This is a genomic window from Actinokineospora sp. UV203 (assembly GCF_056323665.1).
The window spans coordinates 136,912-153,284 of sequence record NZ_CM150484.1; the positions used below are offsets into that span (position 1 = coordinate 136,912).

At 69.5% G+C, this 16,373-nt stretch carries 17 protein-coding genes; 12 read left to right on the plus strand and 5 right to left on the minus strand.

Features of this window, described 5'->3' with window-relative positions; translation table 11 throughout:
• Nucleotides 1-20: 20 nt before the first annotated feature.
• Nucleotides 21-686, minus strand: coding sequence for a response regulator (locus ACUZ2Y_RS00650; RefSeq protein WP_476325840.1), 666 nt, complete (start codon nucleotides 684-686; stop codon nucleotides 21-23).
• Nucleotides 683-2,821, minus strand: a complete 2,139-nt coding sequence (locus ACUZ2Y_RS00655; protein ID WP_476325842.1) for a sensor histidine kinase — start codon at nucleotides 2,819-2,821, stop codon at nucleotides 683-685. The genes ACUZ2Y_RS00650 and ACUZ2Y_RS00655 overlap by 4 nt, the downstream gene beginning before the upstream one ends.
• A 57-nt stretch (nucleotides 2,822-2,878) precedes the next feature.
• Here ACUZ2Y_RS00655 and ACUZ2Y_RS00660 point away from each other — a divergent pair, with 57 nt between their 5' ends.
• The 4 genes from ACUZ2Y_RS00660 to ACUZ2Y_RS00675 are packed head-to-tail and all read left to right on the plus strand — an operon-like array spanning nucleotide 2,879 to nucleotide 6,653.
• Complete coding sequence (locus ACUZ2Y_RS00660) at nucleotides 2,879-3,472, plus strand: ATP-binding cassette domain-containing protein (RefSeq protein WP_476325844.1); 594 nt, start codon at nucleotides 2,879-2,881, stop codon at nucleotides 3,470-3,472.
• Nucleotides 3,469-4,185 (plus strand): hypothetical protein, encoded by a 717-nt coding sequence (locus ACUZ2Y_RS00665; protein WP_476325846.1) that lies wholly within the window; start codon nucleotides 3,469-3,471, stop codon nucleotides 4,183-4,185. The genes ACUZ2Y_RS00660 and ACUZ2Y_RS00665 overlap by 4 nt, the downstream gene beginning before the upstream one ends.
• Nucleotides 4,186-4,206: 21 nt before the next feature.
• Nucleotides 4,207-4,719, plus strand: coding sequence for a DUF6220 domain-containing protein (locus ACUZ2Y_RS00670; RefSeq protein WP_476325848.1), 513 nt, complete (start codon nucleotides 4,207-4,209; stop codon nucleotides 4,717-4,719).
• A complete protein-coding gene (locus tag ACUZ2Y_RS00675; protein WP_476325850.1) occupies nucleotides 4,716-6,653 on the plus strand; it encodes a multicopper oxidase family protein in 1,938 nt (645 codons plus the stop codon). Before ACUZ2Y_RS00670 ends, ACUZ2Y_RS00675 begins: the two co-directional genes overlap by 4 nt.
• A 148-nt stretch (nucleotides 6,654-6,801) precedes the next feature.
• Here ACUZ2Y_RS00675 and ACUZ2Y_RS00680 read toward each other — a convergent pair whose 3' ends face one another.
• Nucleotides 6,802-7,209 carry a MerR family transcriptional regulator gene (locus ACUZ2Y_RS00680; protein WP_476325852.1) on the minus strand — a complete coding sequence of 136 codons (408 nt, stop codon included), beginning with the start codon at nucleotides 7,207-7,209 and terminating at the stop codon, nucleotides 6,802-6,804.
• Nucleotides 7,210-7,258: 49 nt separating this feature from the next.
• On the opposite strand from ACUZ2Y_RS00680, the gene ACUZ2Y_RS00685 reads away from it, so the two are divergent.
• Entirely contained in the window at nucleotides 7,259-8,143 is an 885-nt protein-coding gene (locus ACUZ2Y_RS00685; protein WP_476331489.1) for an NAD(P)-dependent oxidoreductase, read from the plus strand.
• Between the two features lie 117 nt (nucleotides 8,144-8,260).
• Here the strand turns inward: ACUZ2Y_RS00685 and ACUZ2Y_RS00690 are convergent, their stop codons facing one another.
• A complete protein-coding gene (locus ACUZ2Y_RS00690) occupies nucleotides 8,261-9,187 on the minus strand; it encodes an anti-sigma factor RsbA family regulatory protein (RefSeq protein ID WP_476325854.1) in 927 nt (308 codons plus the stop codon).
• Between the two features lie 220 nt (nucleotides 9,188-9,407).
• On the opposite strand from ACUZ2Y_RS00690, the gene ACUZ2Y_RS00695 reads away from it, so the two are divergent.
• Entirely contained in the window at nucleotides 9,408-9,947 is a 540-nt protein-coding gene (locus ACUZ2Y_RS00695) for an SRPBCC family protein (protein ID WP_476325856.1), read from the plus strand.
• A gap of 13 nt (nucleotides 9,948-9,960) precedes the next feature.
• Here ACUZ2Y_RS00695 and ACUZ2Y_RS00700 read toward each other — a convergent pair whose 3' ends face one another.
• Entirely contained in the window at nucleotides 9,961-11,115 is a 1,155-nt protein-coding gene (locus tag ACUZ2Y_RS00700) for a PP2C family protein-serine/threonine phosphatase (protein ID WP_476325858.1), read from the minus strand.
• Between the two features lie 136 nt (nucleotides 11,116-11,251).
• Between ACUZ2Y_RS00700 and ACUZ2Y_RS00705 the strand changes: the two genes are divergently transcribed.
• The 6 genes from ACUZ2Y_RS00705 to ACUZ2Y_RS00730 all read left to right on the plus strand — a co-directional run bounded on the left by ACUZ2Y_RS00705 (nucleotide 11,252) and on the right by ACUZ2Y_RS00730 (nucleotide 16,356).
• Complete coding sequence (locus ACUZ2Y_RS00705; protein ID WP_476325859.1) at nucleotides 11,252-11,710, plus strand: MarR family winged helix-turn-helix transcriptional regulator; 459 nt, start codon at nucleotides 11,252-11,254, stop codon at nucleotides 11,708-11,710.
• Nucleotides 11,711-11,930: 220 nt separating this feature from the next.
• Nucleotides 11,931-12,317 (plus strand): STAS domain-containing protein, encoded by a 387-nt coding sequence (locus ACUZ2Y_RS00710; RefSeq protein ID WP_476325861.1) that lies wholly within the window; start codon nucleotides 11,931-11,933, stop codon nucleotides 12,315-12,317.
• Entirely contained in the window at nucleotides 12,308-12,736 is a 429-nt protein-coding gene (locus tag ACUZ2Y_RS00715) for an ATP-binding protein (RefSeq protein WP_476325863.1), read from the plus strand. The genes ACUZ2Y_RS00710 and ACUZ2Y_RS00715 overlap by 10 nt, the downstream gene beginning before the upstream one ends.
• Nucleotides 12,733-13,200 (plus strand): ATP-binding protein, encoded by a 468-nt coding sequence (locus ACUZ2Y_RS00720; protein WP_476325865.1) that lies wholly within the window; start codon nucleotides 12,733-12,735, stop codon nucleotides 13,198-13,200. The genes ACUZ2Y_RS00715 and ACUZ2Y_RS00720 overlap by 4 nt, the downstream gene beginning before the upstream one ends.
• Nucleotides 13,197-14,642, plus strand: a complete 1,446-nt coding sequence (locus tag ACUZ2Y_RS00725) for a PP2C family protein-serine/threonine phosphatase (RefSeq protein ID WP_476325867.1) — start codon at nucleotides 13,197-13,199, stop codon at nucleotides 14,640-14,642. Before ACUZ2Y_RS00720 ends, ACUZ2Y_RS00725 begins: the two co-directional genes overlap by 4 nt.
• A 130-nt stretch (nucleotides 14,643-14,772) precedes the next feature.
• Nucleotides 14,773-16,356 carry a DUF4331 domain-containing protein gene (locus tag ACUZ2Y_RS00730; RefSeq protein WP_476325869.1) on the plus strand — a complete coding sequence of 528 codons (1,584 nt, stop codon included), beginning with the start codon at nucleotides 14,773-14,775 and terminating at the stop codon, nucleotides 16,354-16,356.
• Nucleotides 16,357-16,373 lie beyond the last annotated feature (17 nt).

Consider the following 16,373-nt stretch of genomic DNA (forward strand, 5'->3'; position numbering starts at 1 on the left):
CTCCGCGCACGTGTCTTTGCTCAGCAGTTCTGCAAGTAGGTGAGCACGGCTGTCACCCGCCGGTTGACCAGCGGCTCCTCGGCCAGGCCGAGTTTGCCGAAGATGGCATTCACGTGCTTCTCCACAGTGGACGCGGACAGGAACAGGGCCTGTTCGATGCCCGCGTTCGTCTTGCCCTGGGCCATCTCCCGCAGCACGTCCAGTTCCCGAGGGGACAGTGCGGCCAGCGCGGAACCGGTGTCCCTGGCCCGCAGGGCGACGAGTGAGTCCACCACCATCGGGTCGATCACCGACCCGCCCGCGCACACCGTGCGCAGCGCGGTCAGCAACTGGTCGATGTCGCCGAGCCGGTCCTTGAGCAGGTAGGCCAGGCCGCTGGTGCCGTACCGCAACAGGTCCATCGCATAACTCGCGTCCGCGTGCTGCGACAGCACCACCACTCCGACGCGGGGATCTGTGCGACGGATCTCGTGGGCGGCCGCTATGCCCTCCATGTGGTGCCCGGGCGGCATCCGGATATCGGTCAGCACCGCGTCGGGGCCGTGCTCGCGCACAGCGGCCAGCAACTCCGCCGAGTCACTGACCGCGGCCAGCACCTCGACCTCACCGGAGTCCGCCAGCAGCCGTCGGGTGCCCTCGCGCACCAGGTAGTGGTCCTCGGCGATGACCACTCGCAACGCCGTCACGACGCCGCCCCGGGGAGGGGGAGACGGGCCAGGACATCGGTCCCGGCGCCCGCCCGCCCGGTCACGGCGAGGGTCCCGCCAAGCGCTTCCACGCGGTCGCGCAGATTGACCAGTCCCATACCCGCTCCGTCCACCGGTGCGAACCCGGCACCGTCGTCGTGCACGCTCACGGTCAGCGTGTGGTCGTTCTCGGACAGTTCCACCCGCACGGAATTGGCCGCCGAGTGCTTGGCCGCGTTGGTCACCGCCTCGCACACCAGGAAGAACGCGGCCGCTTCGATGTCGGCCCCGTAGCGCCGCGACCGCAACTCCCGGTCGGCTCGAAGGTGGACCGCCAGCGGGAGTTTCGCGACCCGCGCCTCGACCGCGGCGACCAGTCCCCGGTCGGAGAGCACGGCGGGCCGGATGCCCTGGGACAGCTCCCGCAGGTCGCCCAGCAGTTCTCGCGCGTCCGCCTGCAACTCGTCGAACGCCGCGGCGGGCGCGGTCTCCGCGCGGGCCACCTGGCTGCGCGCGAGTCCCATCTTCAAGATCAGGGCGACCACATCCTGTTGCACACCGTCGTGGATGTCGCGCTCGATACGCCTGCGCTCGGCGTCCTGCGCGCTGACGATGCGTGCCCGGGATCGTCCCAACTCGACGAGCCGGTCCGCCGACTGCGCGGTCAGCCGGGCGTTGGAGATCGCGGTGGCGGCCTGGCCCGCCAGCGTGGCCAGCAGTTCCCGGTCGGCGTCGGTGTAGGGCTCGGGAGCGGGCCCGCATTCGATGCGGCCGACGGTCTCACCGGCCCGGTCGAGCATCTGCACGAGTTCCGCGGGGCCGGATGGATCGCCCGCGAGGCCAACCGGGTCGGTGAGCCAGCGGTCGTCGCCCCGCAGGCGGACCCGCACCCAGGCGGCATCCAGTCCGCGCGCGACGGCGCTCGCCAGTGTCGGCAGGAGATCGTCCAGGTGCACGCCGCGGTCGAGGTCCGCGCCGAAATCGGTGAGCAGGCGATAGCGGTTGACCCGCTCGCCGAAGACCCACCGGTCCGCCTTCGCGTCGAGCCATTTCCGGACGGGCTGGAAGAGCAGGGCCGCGGCGATGGTGAGCAGCACAGCGAGCTCGACTGGGACCCGCCTGCCGAACGCCAGCCCTGGGGCGACCGCGAGAACGACATACACGGCGGCGATGCCCAGGGAGAGCAGGGCGTAGACCACCGAGCGCCGGACCACGAGGTCGATGTCGAACAACCGGAACTGCACGATCCCGATCATGACGCTCGCCGGAATCATCAACGACGCGAGCATGTACCAGACCATGATGATCGAGGGCGACTCCACGCCCGCTATCTGGAACGCGATGTCGACGAACAAGCCGATTACCGCGATGGCCATGGCGAAGGCCAGCAGCCGCATCTGCCTGCGCAGGTCGTGGCCCGCCCGGACGTAGCGGGCCGCAAGCACCACCAGGCCGACCAGCACGAGCACGCTGGATTGGAACAGCGCCTCAAGTGGTCCGCCTGCCCACGACAGCCACGCGGGCGCGAGCGGGTTGACGGGCTTGATCTCGTCGGCGGACAGCCAGGCGGAGACGACGATCCGGTCGTTGGTGAGCAGCAGGAGGATCGGGAGCAGCGCGGCGGTCCACCACATCGCCCGGACGGTCCTGCCGTGCCACGGCTGCTCGCCGGTCCCGTGTGGATACAGGGCCATCATCGCGCCGATCGCCGCCACCGTCACCATGCCGACCCACTGGGCCAGCACGTCCAGCGGCACCCACCACCATGGCAGCGGGTCGGCGATGCCCAGCGTCAGCGTGTAGGCCATCACCTCGCCAACGGCCAGCGACGAACCGGCCAGCACCAGCCGCAGCGCCTGGGGGTGTTCCGGGCTGCGGTGCGCGACGTAGGCGCCGACCAGGAAGATCGGCAGGATGCCCAGGACGATCCAGGCCACCGAACCGGTGACCTTGCCGCCGACCGCCTCGGGCGCCCAGATCAGAATCGCGGCCAGGACCGGCAGCGCGATCCCGCCCAGGACGACGAACGCCCTGTTCCACGCCGCCCGCCTGACCGTCACGTCCACGATCGTCCGCTGGTGGCCGCCGCCTGTCCAGAGGGCGAACCCCACCACCGAACCGGGGAAAACCGCCACCCGCGGGCGGTGTTCTCCGCGTTCCGGGTAGGCCGGGTCCGCTCGTAGCGTCCTCGCATGACCACACCCATCCTGCGGGCGGAAGGCATCGGCAAGTCCTTCCGCCGTCGAGAAGTTCTCGCGGACGCCCGCGTCACCGTGAGCCCCGGCGAAGTGGTCGCTGTCGTGGGGGAGAACGGTTGCGGCAAAACGACTCTCCTGCGGATCTGCGCCGGGCTGCTGGCGGCCGATTCCGGTGCGGTCGAGGTGAACGGGGCCATCGGGTACTGCCCGCAGGACCCGGGTTTGTTCGACCACCTCACCGCCGACGACCATCTCGACCTGTTCGGCGCGCGGCCCCAAGGCCGGGAGCTGCTCGCGGAGTTCGGCTTCCCGGTAGGCAGCCGAACGGTGGCGAAGGAGCTGTCCGGCGGGCAGCGGCAGAAGCTCAATCTGACGATCGCCTTGCTCGGATCGCCGCAATTGTTACTGCTGGACGAGCCGTATCAGGGATTCGACCACGGCAGCTATGTCGACTTCTGGGAGCACGTGGGCCGATGGCGGCAGGAGGGCCGCGGCGTGCTGGTGGTGACTCACCTGCTCGCCGACCAGGCCACTGTGGATTCCATTGTGGATCTTCCGGTGCGAGTGCGGGAAGGAGCAGCGCGGTGAACGCGATCGTCCTGATGCGACTGCAAGGCCGCGAACTGCTGCGACGCAGGCTCGCGCTCGCGCTGCTGACGGGGATGCCGCTGACGTTCTACCTGACCTCGGCGGGCGCCGAGGAGGTCGACGACCAGTTGTGGTCCGCCGTCTCCGGGGCGATCGGCATGGGGTTCGCGGTGTGCGGTGCCGCGTTCTTCTGCATGGTCGCGGGCAGGCCGATCGACCCGCGCCTGGTCCTCGCAGGCTGGCGCCCGACCCAGCTGATCCTGGGCAGGCTGCTCCTGCTCGCTGTCGTCGCGGCGGTCATCGGCGGCGGGTTCCTGGTGTTGATGCTGGCGATGTGGGCGCCTAGGCATCCCTGGGCGCTGGCCGCGTCGATCGGCACGGCCGCGGTGGTGTCGGTGACGGCGGGCCTTGCCATCGCCGCGCTGCTGCCGCGCGAGATGGAGGGAATCCTGCTCGTGATCATGTTCACCGGGATTCAGATGGGCATCCCGCCCACGTCGGCCGCAGGCGCCTACATCCCGTTGTACGGGCCGCAGGAACTGCTCGTCCGCGCCACCGGCGGCGGTTCGATCCTGCCGCCGGTACTGCACTCCCTCGCCTGGGCCGCGGCCCTGCTCGCCATCGCGATCCTCGCCTGGCGGCGGCGCCTGAGCCTGTCGGTGCGCGGATCCGTCATCGCGGCACGAACAACCAAGCGCGGTGTCAACGTCTGACCGCAATCCCAAGGAGAATTCATGACCAGCCAAACGCAGACCCAGACGGACACCGCCACCGCGACGGCGAAGCCGCGAAATGCCGGTGCCGCGAAGGTTTTCGTCATCCTGGCCACCGTGCTCGCGGTGGACGTGGTCGCGCAGCTGTTCTTCGCCGGGTACGCGGTGTTCACCGCACCGACCACTGTGGACCGCACCGAATGGGGGCCGCACGCCATGAACGGCCGGATCGTGCTGCCGCTGCTCGCCATTCTCGCCGGCGTGGCCGCCGTGGTGGCGAAGGCACCGAAACGGCTGATTGGGTTCGCGTTCCTCCCGCTCGCGGGGATCGCCTTCCAGACCGTGCTGTTCATCCTCACCGGGCTGCTGACCGGCTCGACACCGGAAAAGACCAACGTCGCCGGGTCGCTGATACTGGGCCTGCATCCGGTGAACGGTGTGCTCGTGCTGGCGCTGACCATGATGCTGGTGCACAAGGGCCGCCAGTTCGCCCGCGGCCACTACCCGCTGCTGCCGAAGACGCGAGCGCGGTGACCGCCCGTCTGCTCGCCGTCGACCTGCTCCTGGCCCTGCTGACTCCGCTGGTCTGGGCCGCTGTTTCGGTGGCAGTCGGCAGGACCAGGAGTCGTGGCGGCGGCCGGGTCGGGGTGGGGGCACTGCTCGCGGTCGGTCTGCTGGTGGTCGCCGGGCGGGTCGCCGTGGCGCTGGTGCTGGCCGGGCGGTCGTGGGCGTTCGCCCAGGAGAAGCTGACCCTGGCACTGCCCCTGGTCACGCTGCCCGCCCTGTGGGCGGCCTTGGTCATCGCTCCCGCCCTCTTCGCCCGCGAACCGCTTGACGGGCAACGGTTCCGGCAGGCGGTCCCGGCGTCGGTGACAGCGGTCGCGGCGGGAGTCGCCGGTGTCGCGGTGGCCCTGGTGGTCGGGTACCCGGTCGGCTGGGTGGACCGGGCGTCGTGGGCGGTGGTGGTAGCCGTGGTTGCCGCGATCGCCGTCCTGGTCGCCACCGAGCGTCCCCGGCGCCCGCTGCCCGCGTTGGCGGTGCTGGGCGCGGTGTCGTTGCTGTCGCCCACACTGCTCGCGTTCAGCGGTTCTTTTGCCAGTGAGTCGCCGAACGGCGGGCACACACATACCCACGGCGCGTCGGGACCCGTTGCCGCGCACCAAGTCTCGGTGGCGCAATTGCGTACCCCGCCTGGCGCGGGCCCGGTCCGCCGATTCGAGCTGGTCGCGCGGCGGCAGTCCGTGACGCTGCCATCGGGTGCGGTCGTCGACGGCCTGACGTTCGGGTCACTGCCCGGCCCGGAGATCAGGGTGACCCAGGGCGATCTAATCGAGATTTCATTGCGCAACAGGGATGTCGCCGAAGGGGTGACACTGCATTGGCACGGCTACGACGTGCCCAACGGCGAGGACGGGGTGGCGGGAGTGACCCAGGACGCGGTGCCTCCCGGGTCGTCGTTCACCTACCGGCTGCGAGCTGACGACGTGGGAACCTATTGGTATCACAGCCATCAGCGGTCATCGGTCACCGTCCCACGCGGCCTGTATGGATCGCTGATCGTCGTCCCGCGGGACGCGTCCGCGGAGATGGACCTGGTTCTTCCGGTGCACACAGTCGGGAAGTCGGTGCTGCTGGGCGAAAGTGACCAACCCGCCCAGACCACGGCCCCGGCAGGGAGCGCCGTGCGGCTTCGGCTGGTCAACACCGACGACGTTCCGAACCGGTTTGTGGTGGCGGGCAGCGCGTACCGGGTGGTCGCGGTGGACGGACGGGACGTGGCGGGCCCGACTCCGGTGACCGGGCAACCGATCCGGCTCCCGGCGGGTGGACGCGTCGACGTGGCGCTGACGATGCCCGCGGGACCGGTCACGGTCGCTGTGGAAGGCGCGCCCCGAGCGCGGATGTCCCTATCGCCGCCGGGCGTCGCCGCGGGCGGAGCACCTGACTTCGCCGCTGACGATCTGGACCTGCTGAGCTACGGCACCTCGACCGTCGGCGGGACCAGCACGGTGGCGCGGACACGGGCCGCGGCGGCGGATGTCGATCGGACATTGGTGCTGGATCGGCTGGTGCGGTTCCGCGCAGGCGTGCCGGCGACGGTGTACACAGTGGACGGTGCGGTGTATCCGAATGTCCGGCCGATCGAGGTGGCCGAGGGCGACCTCGTGAAGCTGACCGTGGTCAACCGAGGGGCTGAACCGCACCCGATGCACCCGCACGGGCATCACGTGCTCGTCTTGTCCCGTAACGGGATACCGGCGTCCGGTAGTCCATTGTGGCTCGATTCGTTCGATGTGCTGCCGGGGGAGGTTTGGGAGGTCGCGCTGCACGCCGACAATCCTGGGATCTGGATGGCGCATTGTCACAACTTCGCGCACGCCACCGGCGGCATGGTGATCCACCTGAACTACCGTTCCGTGACGACCCCGTTCGGCCCCGGCGGCCCGACCGCCAACCACCCCGAATAAGCGCCGCGATTGAGCGCACTCCGCGAGCCTCACGAAAACAGGGGAAACTGCTGGTTCGCCGGACGTTTCTTGGGCGCGCGTTCCGGCCAACCTGGACGGCGTTGCCGCCGGCCGCCTGCGCCCTGACCGTAGCCGCAACCCCGGCTGCTCAGGCGGGGACGGGCTCCGGCTCAGCACCGTCAAAGAGGGGATAGCTTTCGCTGCTCATTCGCTCGGCTGCATCAATGTAGTCGGCGAGCGCGTGGCGGGATTGCGCGAGCCTGGCCATCTGCTCGTCCAGTCGTTGCAGCCGTGACCGCATCGCGGCCAGCAACTCGGGACACCCCTGCAGCTGCGGGGCTTCTCCGACCGCGCAGGGCAACAGGTACGCGATGTCCTCGGAGGACAGACCGGCACCAAGTAGGTGCCGGATCTGCTTCACCCGCAGCACGGCGCTCTCGCCGTACTCACGGTAACCGTTCGCGCCGCGGTCTGCTTCCAGCAGGCCCTGGGCCTCGTAGTAGCGCAACTGGTGGGTGTTGACGCCCGTCCGACGCCGCAGTTCCCCGATCAACATCGAAACCTCGCTTGACCTTCACACCGGTATCAACGTTGACGATGGTGCCATGAACAACGAAACCACCGCACCCGTGGCAGTCATCGGCCTCGGACTGATGGGCCAGGCACTCGCGGGCGCATTCCTGAAAGCCGGACATCCCACAACCGTGTGGAACCGTACGGCCGCCAAGGCCGACCAGCTGGTAGCTGAGGGCGCACTGCTGGCCCCAACGGTCGGTGACGCGCTCAAGGCGGGTTCCCTGGCGATCATCTGCGTCACCGACTACCAGGCCGTGTACGAGCTGCTCGACGCGACCGATATCGATCTCGACGGGACGATGTTGGTCAACCTGACCTCGGGCGACTCGGCCCAAGCCCGGAAAGCCGCCCACTGGGCCGATCAGCGCGGCGCCCACTATCTGGACGGCGCCATCATGGCCGTCCCACCGGCGATCGGGACCGCCGAGGCGATGATTCTGCACAGCGGGCCGCGGTCGGACTTTGAGGCACACGAGTCAACCCTCGCGGCGCTCGGCACCGTCACCCACCTTGGGGCGGACCACGGGCTGGCGTCCCTGTACGACGTGGCGGGTCTGGCCATGATGTGGAGCGTTCTGAATGCCTGGCTCCAGGGCACTGCCCTGCTCAGGACGGCCGGTGTCGACGCCGCGGCGTATGCGCCGTTCGCGCAGCAGATCGCTCGCGTCGTGGCCGAATGGCTACCCGGGTACGCCACGCAGATCGACAGCGGCTCCTTCCCGGCCGAGGTGTCGGCCCTGGAGACCGACGCGCGGGCGATGGCACACCTGATCGAGGAGAGCGAGGCGCTCGGTGTCAACGCCGAACTGCCGAAGTTGTTCAAGGCGATGGCCGACCGTTCGATCGCCGCCGGACACGGAGGGGAGCAGTATCCCGTGCTGATCGAGGAGTTCGGCAAATCCCGCAACGACTGACCGGCCCCGCGATCCCGGATTTGCGTCTGCCATCAGGCTCGGCGGGATGGGCCGAAACGGCGAACACCCACCGTTTCACCGCGTGACCGGTGCGCCTTGGGATCAACGGGTGCCACGTCATCCGGCGAGCTGGAAGTGGGCCCGCACGGTGGTCGACGCGATGTCGGTGTGGGTGCGGACGAGGTCGCTTACGTGGTGGACCATCAGCAGCCCCCGTCCGCCGATCTGGGTCGGCGCGGCGGGCCGCCTGCCCGCGAGTGGGTCGGTGAGCCTGCCGCGGTCGTGGACCTCGCAGACGAAGTGCCCGCCCGCGGTGCCGAGCCGGATCCGGGCGGCGCCGCCGCCGTGCAGGAGGCTGTTGGTGACCAGTTCGGTCAGCACCAGTTCGACGTCCGGGACCCGGTCCGCGTCGAGTCCGACGCGCTGGGCGTGCTCACGCACCAGGCGTCGGGCGCCGCTCAGGTCGCGGTCGGTGACGAGGAGCTCCGCGGGTTGGGCGAGCGGGGGCAGCCGTTGGTTGTAGGTGTCGATGATCTTGTGTGGGTTGTAGGCCGCGCTGTCGCGGGTGCCGTCGGCGTCGATGAGGACGGGGTGGGTGGCCTCGGCGTCGGTGAGCACCGCGGACGACAGCTGGTCGGTGCTGTACGGGCACAGGATGGTCGCGTCCCGGCCGGTGAACGCGAGGTTGGTCAGTGCCTCGTGCTGGGCGCAGGCGGGGTATTCGAGGTCGGAGCGCCCGGCCCAGATCGCTTCGGCGATGATCCGCACCGGGCGGTCAGGGTTGTTGTCGGCGAAGGCGCGCAGGACGGTGGCGATAATGCGTCCGGGGTTGCGGCCCGCCTGGGTCATGTCCAACATCCGCACCGAGGCCGCGTCGGCGCCCAAGGCCCCGCGCAGGAGCCGAAGGTTGGTTCCCGGCACGGCGACGGCGACCGGTTCGCCCGCGGCCTGGGCGGTGCGGACAAACGGCACCGTGCCGTCGAGGTATTCGTCGTCACCGCGGTAGAACAGGGCCGGATGTGCCAAGCACTGGGAAGTGGTCATGGGCTTCGTGCGACCTCCTTCGCTCACTCGAACGCCGTGGGGTCTGTGGGACACATCCAGTCGATCGCCGTGGGGTCTGTAGGACACATCCAGCGCGGTGGCCATGGTCCACCTTGTACCCGCCGTGACATCCGGGTAAACGGCTTCGGGTGTGGTCCACGCGAATTCGGGTACCTCCCTGGGGAGAAGATCGTTCATACCTTGGACGGGGAGGAGCCCGGTGGAAGCGCTGGAGTACGTGGTCGAGGTCGAGGCACCGGTTTCGGAGGTCTACGCGCAGTGGGCGGACTTCGACGCCTTTCCCCGGTTCTGCCGGGGTGTGCGCGAGGTGACCAGGGACGACGCGACTCACAGCAGCTGGACGGTGAACGTCGGCGGGACCACCCGCACCTTCCACGCCGAGACGGTCGAGCAGGTGCCCGACACGCAGATCTCCTGGGCCGCCACCGACGGGCCGAAGAACTCGGGCACCGTGCTGTTTCACCCGTTGGGTGAGGACCGCACCCGGGTGACCGTGTCCGTGCGGTTCGAGCCGGCCGGGGCAGTGGAGAAGACGACGGACTGGCTGGGCCTGCTGGATCAGCGGATCCGGGGCGACCTGCGGGCATTCGCGGACTTCGTCGCCGGCCCGGAGACGGCCGATCCGCGGCCGGGACGGCTGCAGATCCCGGCCCACGCGCCCGCCAACGCGCACGCGCCGGTGCCGCCGCAGCCGGGGATGGAGCGGCGTGATCCCCCGGAGCGGCCCGTTGTCGAATGAACAGCCCGGGGTTTCAGGCGGGGCCTGTCCAGTCAACGCACACGGCGACGGCGTCGTCCTCGAGTTCGCGGTCGCCGCGGAAGACGATCACGTCGGCCAGCAGCGTCCGCACCGCCTCGGCGGTGGAGAAGCCTTCGATGGCGGTGAAGATCCGCTTGAGTGCCGCGTCGCCGTAGCGGGTGTGCTCGTGCATGGCCTCGCTGACGCCGTCGCTGAGGATGAACAGCCGCGAGCCGGGCTCGATGGTGAATTTCTGCTCGGTGTAGACGCTGCTGTCGAACATGCCGAGCGGGAGCTGGTGCTCCAGGTCGACGCGCGCGGCGTCGACGCCGTCCATGAGCCAGAGCGATGGCGATCCGGCGTTGACCACCTCGACCTCGCCGTTGGACCGGTCGATCCGCATGAGCAGGGTGGAGACGTGCTGCTCGCCGCCGAACTGCGCCCAGACCGCCTGGTCGGCCAGCACCGCTTGGTCGGCCAGGCCGAGTCCGGCGCGGCGGGCGTTGCGCAGCGCGTTGATGGCCAGGCTGGTGAGCAAGGCCGCGGTCACGCCCTCGCCCATGCCGTTGGTGACCGCGACGGTGATGTGCGTCGGGTCGGTGGTCCAGTCGAAGTTGTCGCCGCGGACCGCGTAGGCCGGTTCCAGCTGCCCGGCGAGCGTGAAGTCGTCGCAGGTCACGGTGCATCCGGGGAGCAGCTGCCACTGGATCTCCGCGGCGAGGGTGAGCCGTCTGGATCTTCGGGCGAGGTTGTACTCGTCGGTGACCCGCTCGGCGAGGGCGATCGCACGCGCGACCGCGGTGCCGAGTTCGGTGATCTCGTCGGCGATGTCGGTCTCCGGCGCCCCCGGCAGGATCACCGCGAGGACGCCTTTGCGTTCCCCGTGGACGCTGGTGGGCGCGCAGTACAGCGTGTCCCCGTCCTGCTGTCGGTGCACCAGCCGCTGGTTGACGAAGGCGTCGCCCTGCGGGGTCCCCAGCAGCTGGATCGCCTTGGCCTCGTCGTTGACCACTGGTTCGAGGACCGTCGCCCGGTAGTCTGCGAGCCACAGTTCGAAATCGATGGCGTGATAGGCGGTGAGGGCGCCTCGCAGGGCCTCGGTGAGTTGGAGTGGGGCGGCATCGAGGATGGCGCGCTCGGCCTCGACGAGCCGGGAGTTGAGATCCACCGATCCTCCGGTCACAAATTCATCCAGGTGAGTGGGCGAGTGGTCCCCAAGCCACCGACGTGCCGGTTAAGAGTGCCAGAAGGATGCCTGAGGGAGTATCGCGCTGCAGCAACCCCGGGAACATAGTCACCCCGATTTGGCCGCTGACGTCGACTTGGCCGCCGAATCGCTTGCCGCGCTGTGGAATGACAGCGCGGCACTGGTCTACCCCAGGGTGTCGCCGCCGCAGCTGACCGTGCTGCTGATCCTCGAGCGCCGCGGGAACACCCGCTTGACCGAATTGGCCGAGGAACTTGGCGCCATCCCGTCGTCGGCGAGCAGGCTCTGCGACCGGCTGGAGGCCGCCGGGCTGCTGGTCCGCGGCGCGGGCAGGAACCGCCGCGAAGTCCGTCTCGAGCTGACCTCCGCCGGGCGGGCGCTGGTCGAAGACGTGCGCCAGGTCCGGCGCGGCAGGCTGCGCGAGGTTCTCGAGGAAATGACTCCGTCGGGACGGGCGGAGCTACTCACGGGTTTGCGTGAGTTTCACGAAATCGCCCGGCGCGATACCGCCATCACCCCTGGTCAGGAGTCCGCGGAGCCCACGCCGACCCCCTAGCGGACGGGTGCGCCTCGGCGAGACGGGTTGAGATCGAGTCGGAACAGGCCTATGTTTGTCATGCGGCAAATGTTGTCGCTCGTCAAACACGCAGCCACTCGGGAGCCCGCTCATGGCCTTCGACCAGACCGACCGCCGGATCGCGGTGGACTTCTTCCGCGAGCAGGCCGACGCGCTGAGCCGGGTCGGCCTGTTAGTCACGAGCGGGAAGCAGGAGTAGATGCACAAGGGTGGCGCGATCCCCATTCTGCCGGTCGGCGATGTGCTGGTCGTCGGCATTCAGGTCGACTTGCGCGACGAGATCGCCCCGCATCTGGAGCAGGACCTCGCTTGCCGGGTGGCGGCCGGGGGAGTGCGCGGCATCGTGATCGACTTGTCCGCGGTGCGGATCGTGGACTCCTTCCTCGCCCGGATCCTGCACAAGATCGCGGCCACGACCGCGGTCCTGGCGGCGCGCACTGTGGTGGCGGGCATCCAGCCCGCGGTCGCGGTGACCCTGGTGGAGATGGGACTGACCTTGCCCGGTCTGCGCATCGCTCGCGACCTGCGCTCGGCGCTTGACCTGCTCGCCCGGGAGCGAGCCGATTCGACCGCGAGATGCTTGTGAACAGGCTCGCCGGGCGCACCGCGGTGCCGATCCGGGTCGAGGCCGACATCGTCCGGGTCCGCCACCGGGTCCGTGAACACGCTGTGGCGCACGGGTTCTCCCTGATCGATCAGACCAAGCTGGTCACCGCCGCCAGCGAACTGGCCCGCAACACCTGGGTGTACGGCGGTGGGGGCGAAGCGGTGATCTCGACCGCCACCGAGAACGGCAAGCCGATCGTGCGGATCGTGTTCGCCGACAGCGGGCCCGGTATCGCCGACCTCGACCGAGCGCTGACCGACGGGTTCACCACCGGCGACGGCCGCGGTCTGGGTCTGGGCGGCGCCCGCAGGCTGGTCGAGGCGTTCAGCGTCGAATCGGTGCCCGGCGCCGGAACCACGGTCACGATCAGCTCCGGCCCGGGTCGGGGGATCCGGTGATCCGCCGCGACGTGCACGTGCGCGAGTCCGGCCACGTCGGCCAGGCGCGCGTGCCGGCGACGCACTGTGCCCGGACCGCGGGCCTGTCCGATGACACGGTCGCCAAGGTCGCGTTGGCGACCACCGAACTCGCAGGCAATCTGCTGCGGCACGCGCGGGAAGGAGTCGTGATGGTCGAGAACGGCGTTCGCGGGTTCGAGGTTGTCGCGGTGGACGCGGGTCCTGGCATCGTGGCCGGGGCGGACGGCATGCGCGACGGTTACTCCACCGTCGGCGGCCTGGGCGGTGTGCCCGGCAGCACGCTGCTGACGCATACCGACGGCGTGCATTCCCGCTGGTCGCTGCGCGCCTGGCCCGGTCTGCGCGCGCATGACACCACGATCTGCGCGGCCTGGCCGCTGTGGCAGGCGAGCCGGCGCCGGGACGACGCGTGCGTTCTCGTGGTGAACGGGGGACAGCCATGACCGAGGTCGACGAGCGCGATCAGGTGATCGTTCCCGACCCGCGCAGAGCCGTGTCCCTGCTGGTCGAGCGACTCGGCGGGCCCGCGGAGCTGGCCGACGAGATCGTCTCGCGGCTGCCCGTCTCGGCAGGCGGTGAAGGCCTGCTGACCGCCCTGGTCGAAGTCCTCGCCGAGAAAAACGAAGCCCTGCGCCTGCACCAGATCGAGCTGGAGCAGACCAACAGCGGACTGCTCGCGCTGCACGCCCAGTTGGAGACCCGGCAGCGACAGATGGCGCTGCTCGACGAGATCAACCGCAGCCTGAGCAGCTTCCTCGACACCGGACACCTCGTGGCGCGGCTGACTGACCTGTTGCGCGAACACGATGTCGCCGACGACGTCGCCATCTGGCTGCCCGACGCCGCCACCGGCACCCTCACGCAGGTCGGCGCGAAGTCCGCCGCACCCGACCGTGCCGTGCGACGCGCCTACGAGCGAGGCCGTGACCACCACGACGGCGGCCACACCCTGATGGCGATGCGGGTCGGCACCCAACCCGTCGGCGTCATGCAGCTCACCCGCCGTGCCGGGGCGTTCGACGAAGCCGAACGCGACCTCGCGGGCCATATCGCCACCCGCGCCGCGACCGCCCTGCGCAACGCCTACGAATACGAGCGGGAACGCGACCTCGCCCAGACCCTGCAGCAGGAAATGCTGCCGGAACTGGCCCAGGTCCCCGGAATCGATCTCGCCGCCGTCTACCGCCCCGCCTCGCAAGGCCGCAACGTCGGCGGCGACTGGTACGACTCGTTCCGCACCCCGCGCGGCACCTTGATCCTGACCGTCGGCGACGTCACCGGCCACGGCCTCGACGCGGCCGTCCTCATGGGACGGCTGCGCAACGTGTTGCGCGCGTACACAATGGAGGGACACGGGCCCGCCGCGGCGCTGACGCTGGTCCACGAACTCCTTCGCCAGGAACACACCACCCTGTTCGCCACCGCCGTACTCGCCGAACTCGACCCGGAAACCGGTGTCCTGCGCTGGGCCAACGCAGGACACATGCCCCCGATGATCCGCGACGCCGCGGGCGGGGTGACCCGGCTGGAACCACCCGAGCGCGGGCTCATGCTCGGCGTGCCCATGGCCGCGCGGATACCCGAGCACACCACCCGACTCGACCCCGAGGCGACGCTGCTGCTCTACACCGACGGCCTCATCGAGCGCAGGCAGTGGCACCTCGACACCGGCCTGGCCATGCTTGAGGACCGATGGCCGAACCTCCCCAACGGCGCCACCGACGCGATCGCCGCCGAGCTGTTGAGCCTTGCCTTGGACACCAAGGACAACCCCGACGACGTCTGCCTCCTCCTCTGCCACCGTTCGCCTGCCGGAGGAGATCGACAAGCCGTCGAATGTTCTCACCACCCTCGATCTGGTTATCGGCGCCAATCAGGCGACTGACTATTGCGACCATAAGGCAATAGCGATTCATTCCATCGGGTAGTGAACTCGATCACGCTCGGCTCCGAATTGCATTGGTCCCGTTCGCGCGGCGCGCGAAGCGGGACGCAATTCGAAGAAGGGATGAAGCATGTCAGCACCCCCCACCGCCCGTCGTCGACGACGGGTGGGTGTCGCGTTGATCGCGGCGGGCAGCACGGTGCTCACCGGCGCCCTGGTCGGGCTCGCGCCCGGTCCGGCCGTCGCGTCGAGTCACCGGGAGGCCCCGCTGATCGCGGCTGATCCGCCGGCGGACAACACCGACGTCTACGCCTTCGTCAGCCCGGACAACCCGGACACCGTCACCCTGATCGCCAACTGGTACCCGTTCCAGGAGCCCAACGGCGGTCCGAACTTCTACCCGTGGGCGACCGACGCCCGCCACGACATCAACATCGACAACGACGGCGACGCCAAAGCCGACCTGACCTACCGGTGGACCTTCCGCACCGACGACCGGCGCGGCACGTCCACGTTCCTCTACAACAACGGGCCCGTCACCTCGCTCGACGACGAGAACCTGTTGTTCCGCCAGACCTACACGCTGGAGGTCATCGACAAGTACGGCCGCGGCAAGACCCTGATCAAGAACGGCAAGGTCGCGCCGTCCAACACCGGCGCCGCCTCCATGCCGAACTACGGCACGCTGCGGGATCAGGCGACCGTGGACGTGCCGGGCGGGGGCAAGAGCTACGTCGGGCAGGCCGACGACTCGTTCTTCCTCGACCTGCGGGTCTTCGACCTGCTCTACGGCGGCAACCTGTCCGAGGTCGGGCAGGACACCCTGGCGGGCTTCAGCGTGAACACCATCGCGCTGCAGGTCCCCAAGTCGGCCGTGGTGCTCAAGGGCGACGCGGGCCGCAACCCGGTCATCGGCGTCTGGAGCGACACCGAGCGCAGGTCGATGCTGCTCAAGCCCGGCGAGGCGAAGGCGATCGGCCCCTACGTCCAGGTCTCCCGACTGGGCAACCCACTGGTCAACGAGGTCGTCGTGCCCGCCGGGCTCAAGGACAAGTTCAACTCGCTGACCCCGGACCGCGACGCCAAGACCCCGGCCCTCGTGGAGAAGGTCACCCACCCTGAGCTGCCCCAGCTCATCGAGGCGATCTACGGGATTCCCGCACCGCCCACCCCGCGCAACGACTTGGTGGAGATCTTCCTGACCGGGATCACCACGAAGGCGGGCGGGCCGATCCAGGCCGACCTCAACTCCCAGTTGAACAACGCCGACGTCGACCCGAACAAGTTCGTCCCGTCCGAGCAGCTCCGGCTCAACGTGGCGATCGCACCGGCGGCCAACCCTGACCGCCTAGGTGTGCTCGCGGGCGACTTCCAGGGCTTCCCGAACGGCCGCAGGCTCACCGACGACGTCGTCGACATCGCCGTGCAGGCGATGGAGGGCGCAGCGGTGTCCGGGATCGTCCCGGCGCTCGCGGCGGGCGACAAGGTCAACGCGAACGACAAGCCGTTCGGCACCTCGTTCCCGTATGTCGCCTTGCCGGGCAACACCTCGGTGAACCAGACCTCGTCCGGTGGCTCCTCCATGGTGCCGCCGCCGTTCTGGTCGAACCTGCCGATCCAGCCCCTGCTGGGCGGCCTGCTCGCGGCCGTGCTCATCGGCTCGGGCGTCGCGCTGTACCGGCGCCGCCCCGAGTCCGTGCCCGCGTTCGCCTAGTCGAGACACCCCGGGCG

Excerpts from the sequence above, each read along its gene's own strand:
- ACUZ2Y_RS00660 (WP_476325844.1), top strand. The coding sequence starts at position 2,879 with ATGACCACACCCATCCTGCGGGCGGAAGGCATCGGCAAGTCCTTCCGC.
- ACUZ2Y_RS00670 (WP_476325848.1), top strand. The coding sequence starts at position 4,207 with ATGACCAGCCAAACGCAGACCCAGACGGACACCGCCACCGCGACGGCG.
- ACUZ2Y_RS00680 (WP_476325852.1), bottom strand. The coding sequence starts at position 7,209 with ATGTTGATCGGGGAACTGCGGCGTCGGACGGGCGTCAACACCCACCAG.
- ACUZ2Y_RS00685 (WP_476331489.1), top strand. The coding sequence starts at position 7,259 with ATGAACAACGAAACCACCGCACCCGTGGCAGTCATCGGCCTCGGACTG.
- ACUZ2Y_RS00690 (WP_476325854.1), bottom strand. The coding sequence starts at position 9,187 with ATGACCACTTCCCAGTGCTTGGCACATCCGGCCCTGTTCTACCGCGGT.
- ACUZ2Y_RS00710 (WP_476325861.1), top strand. The coding sequence starts at position 11,931 with ATGCACAAGGGTGGCGCGATCCCCATTCTGCCGGTCGGCGATGTGCTG.
- ACUZ2Y_RS00715 (WP_476325863.1), top strand. The coding sequence starts at position 12,308 with ATGCTTGTGAACAGGCTCGCCGGGCGCACCGCGGTGCCGATCCGGGTC.
- ACUZ2Y_RS00725 (WP_476325867.1), top strand. The coding sequence starts at position 13,197 with ATGACCGAGGTCGACGAGCGCGATCAGGTGATCGTTCCCGACCCGCGC.
- ACUZ2Y_RS00730 (WP_476325869.1), top strand. The coding sequence starts at position 14,773 with ATGTCAGCACCCCCCACCGCCCGTCGTCGACGACGGGTGGGTGTCGCG.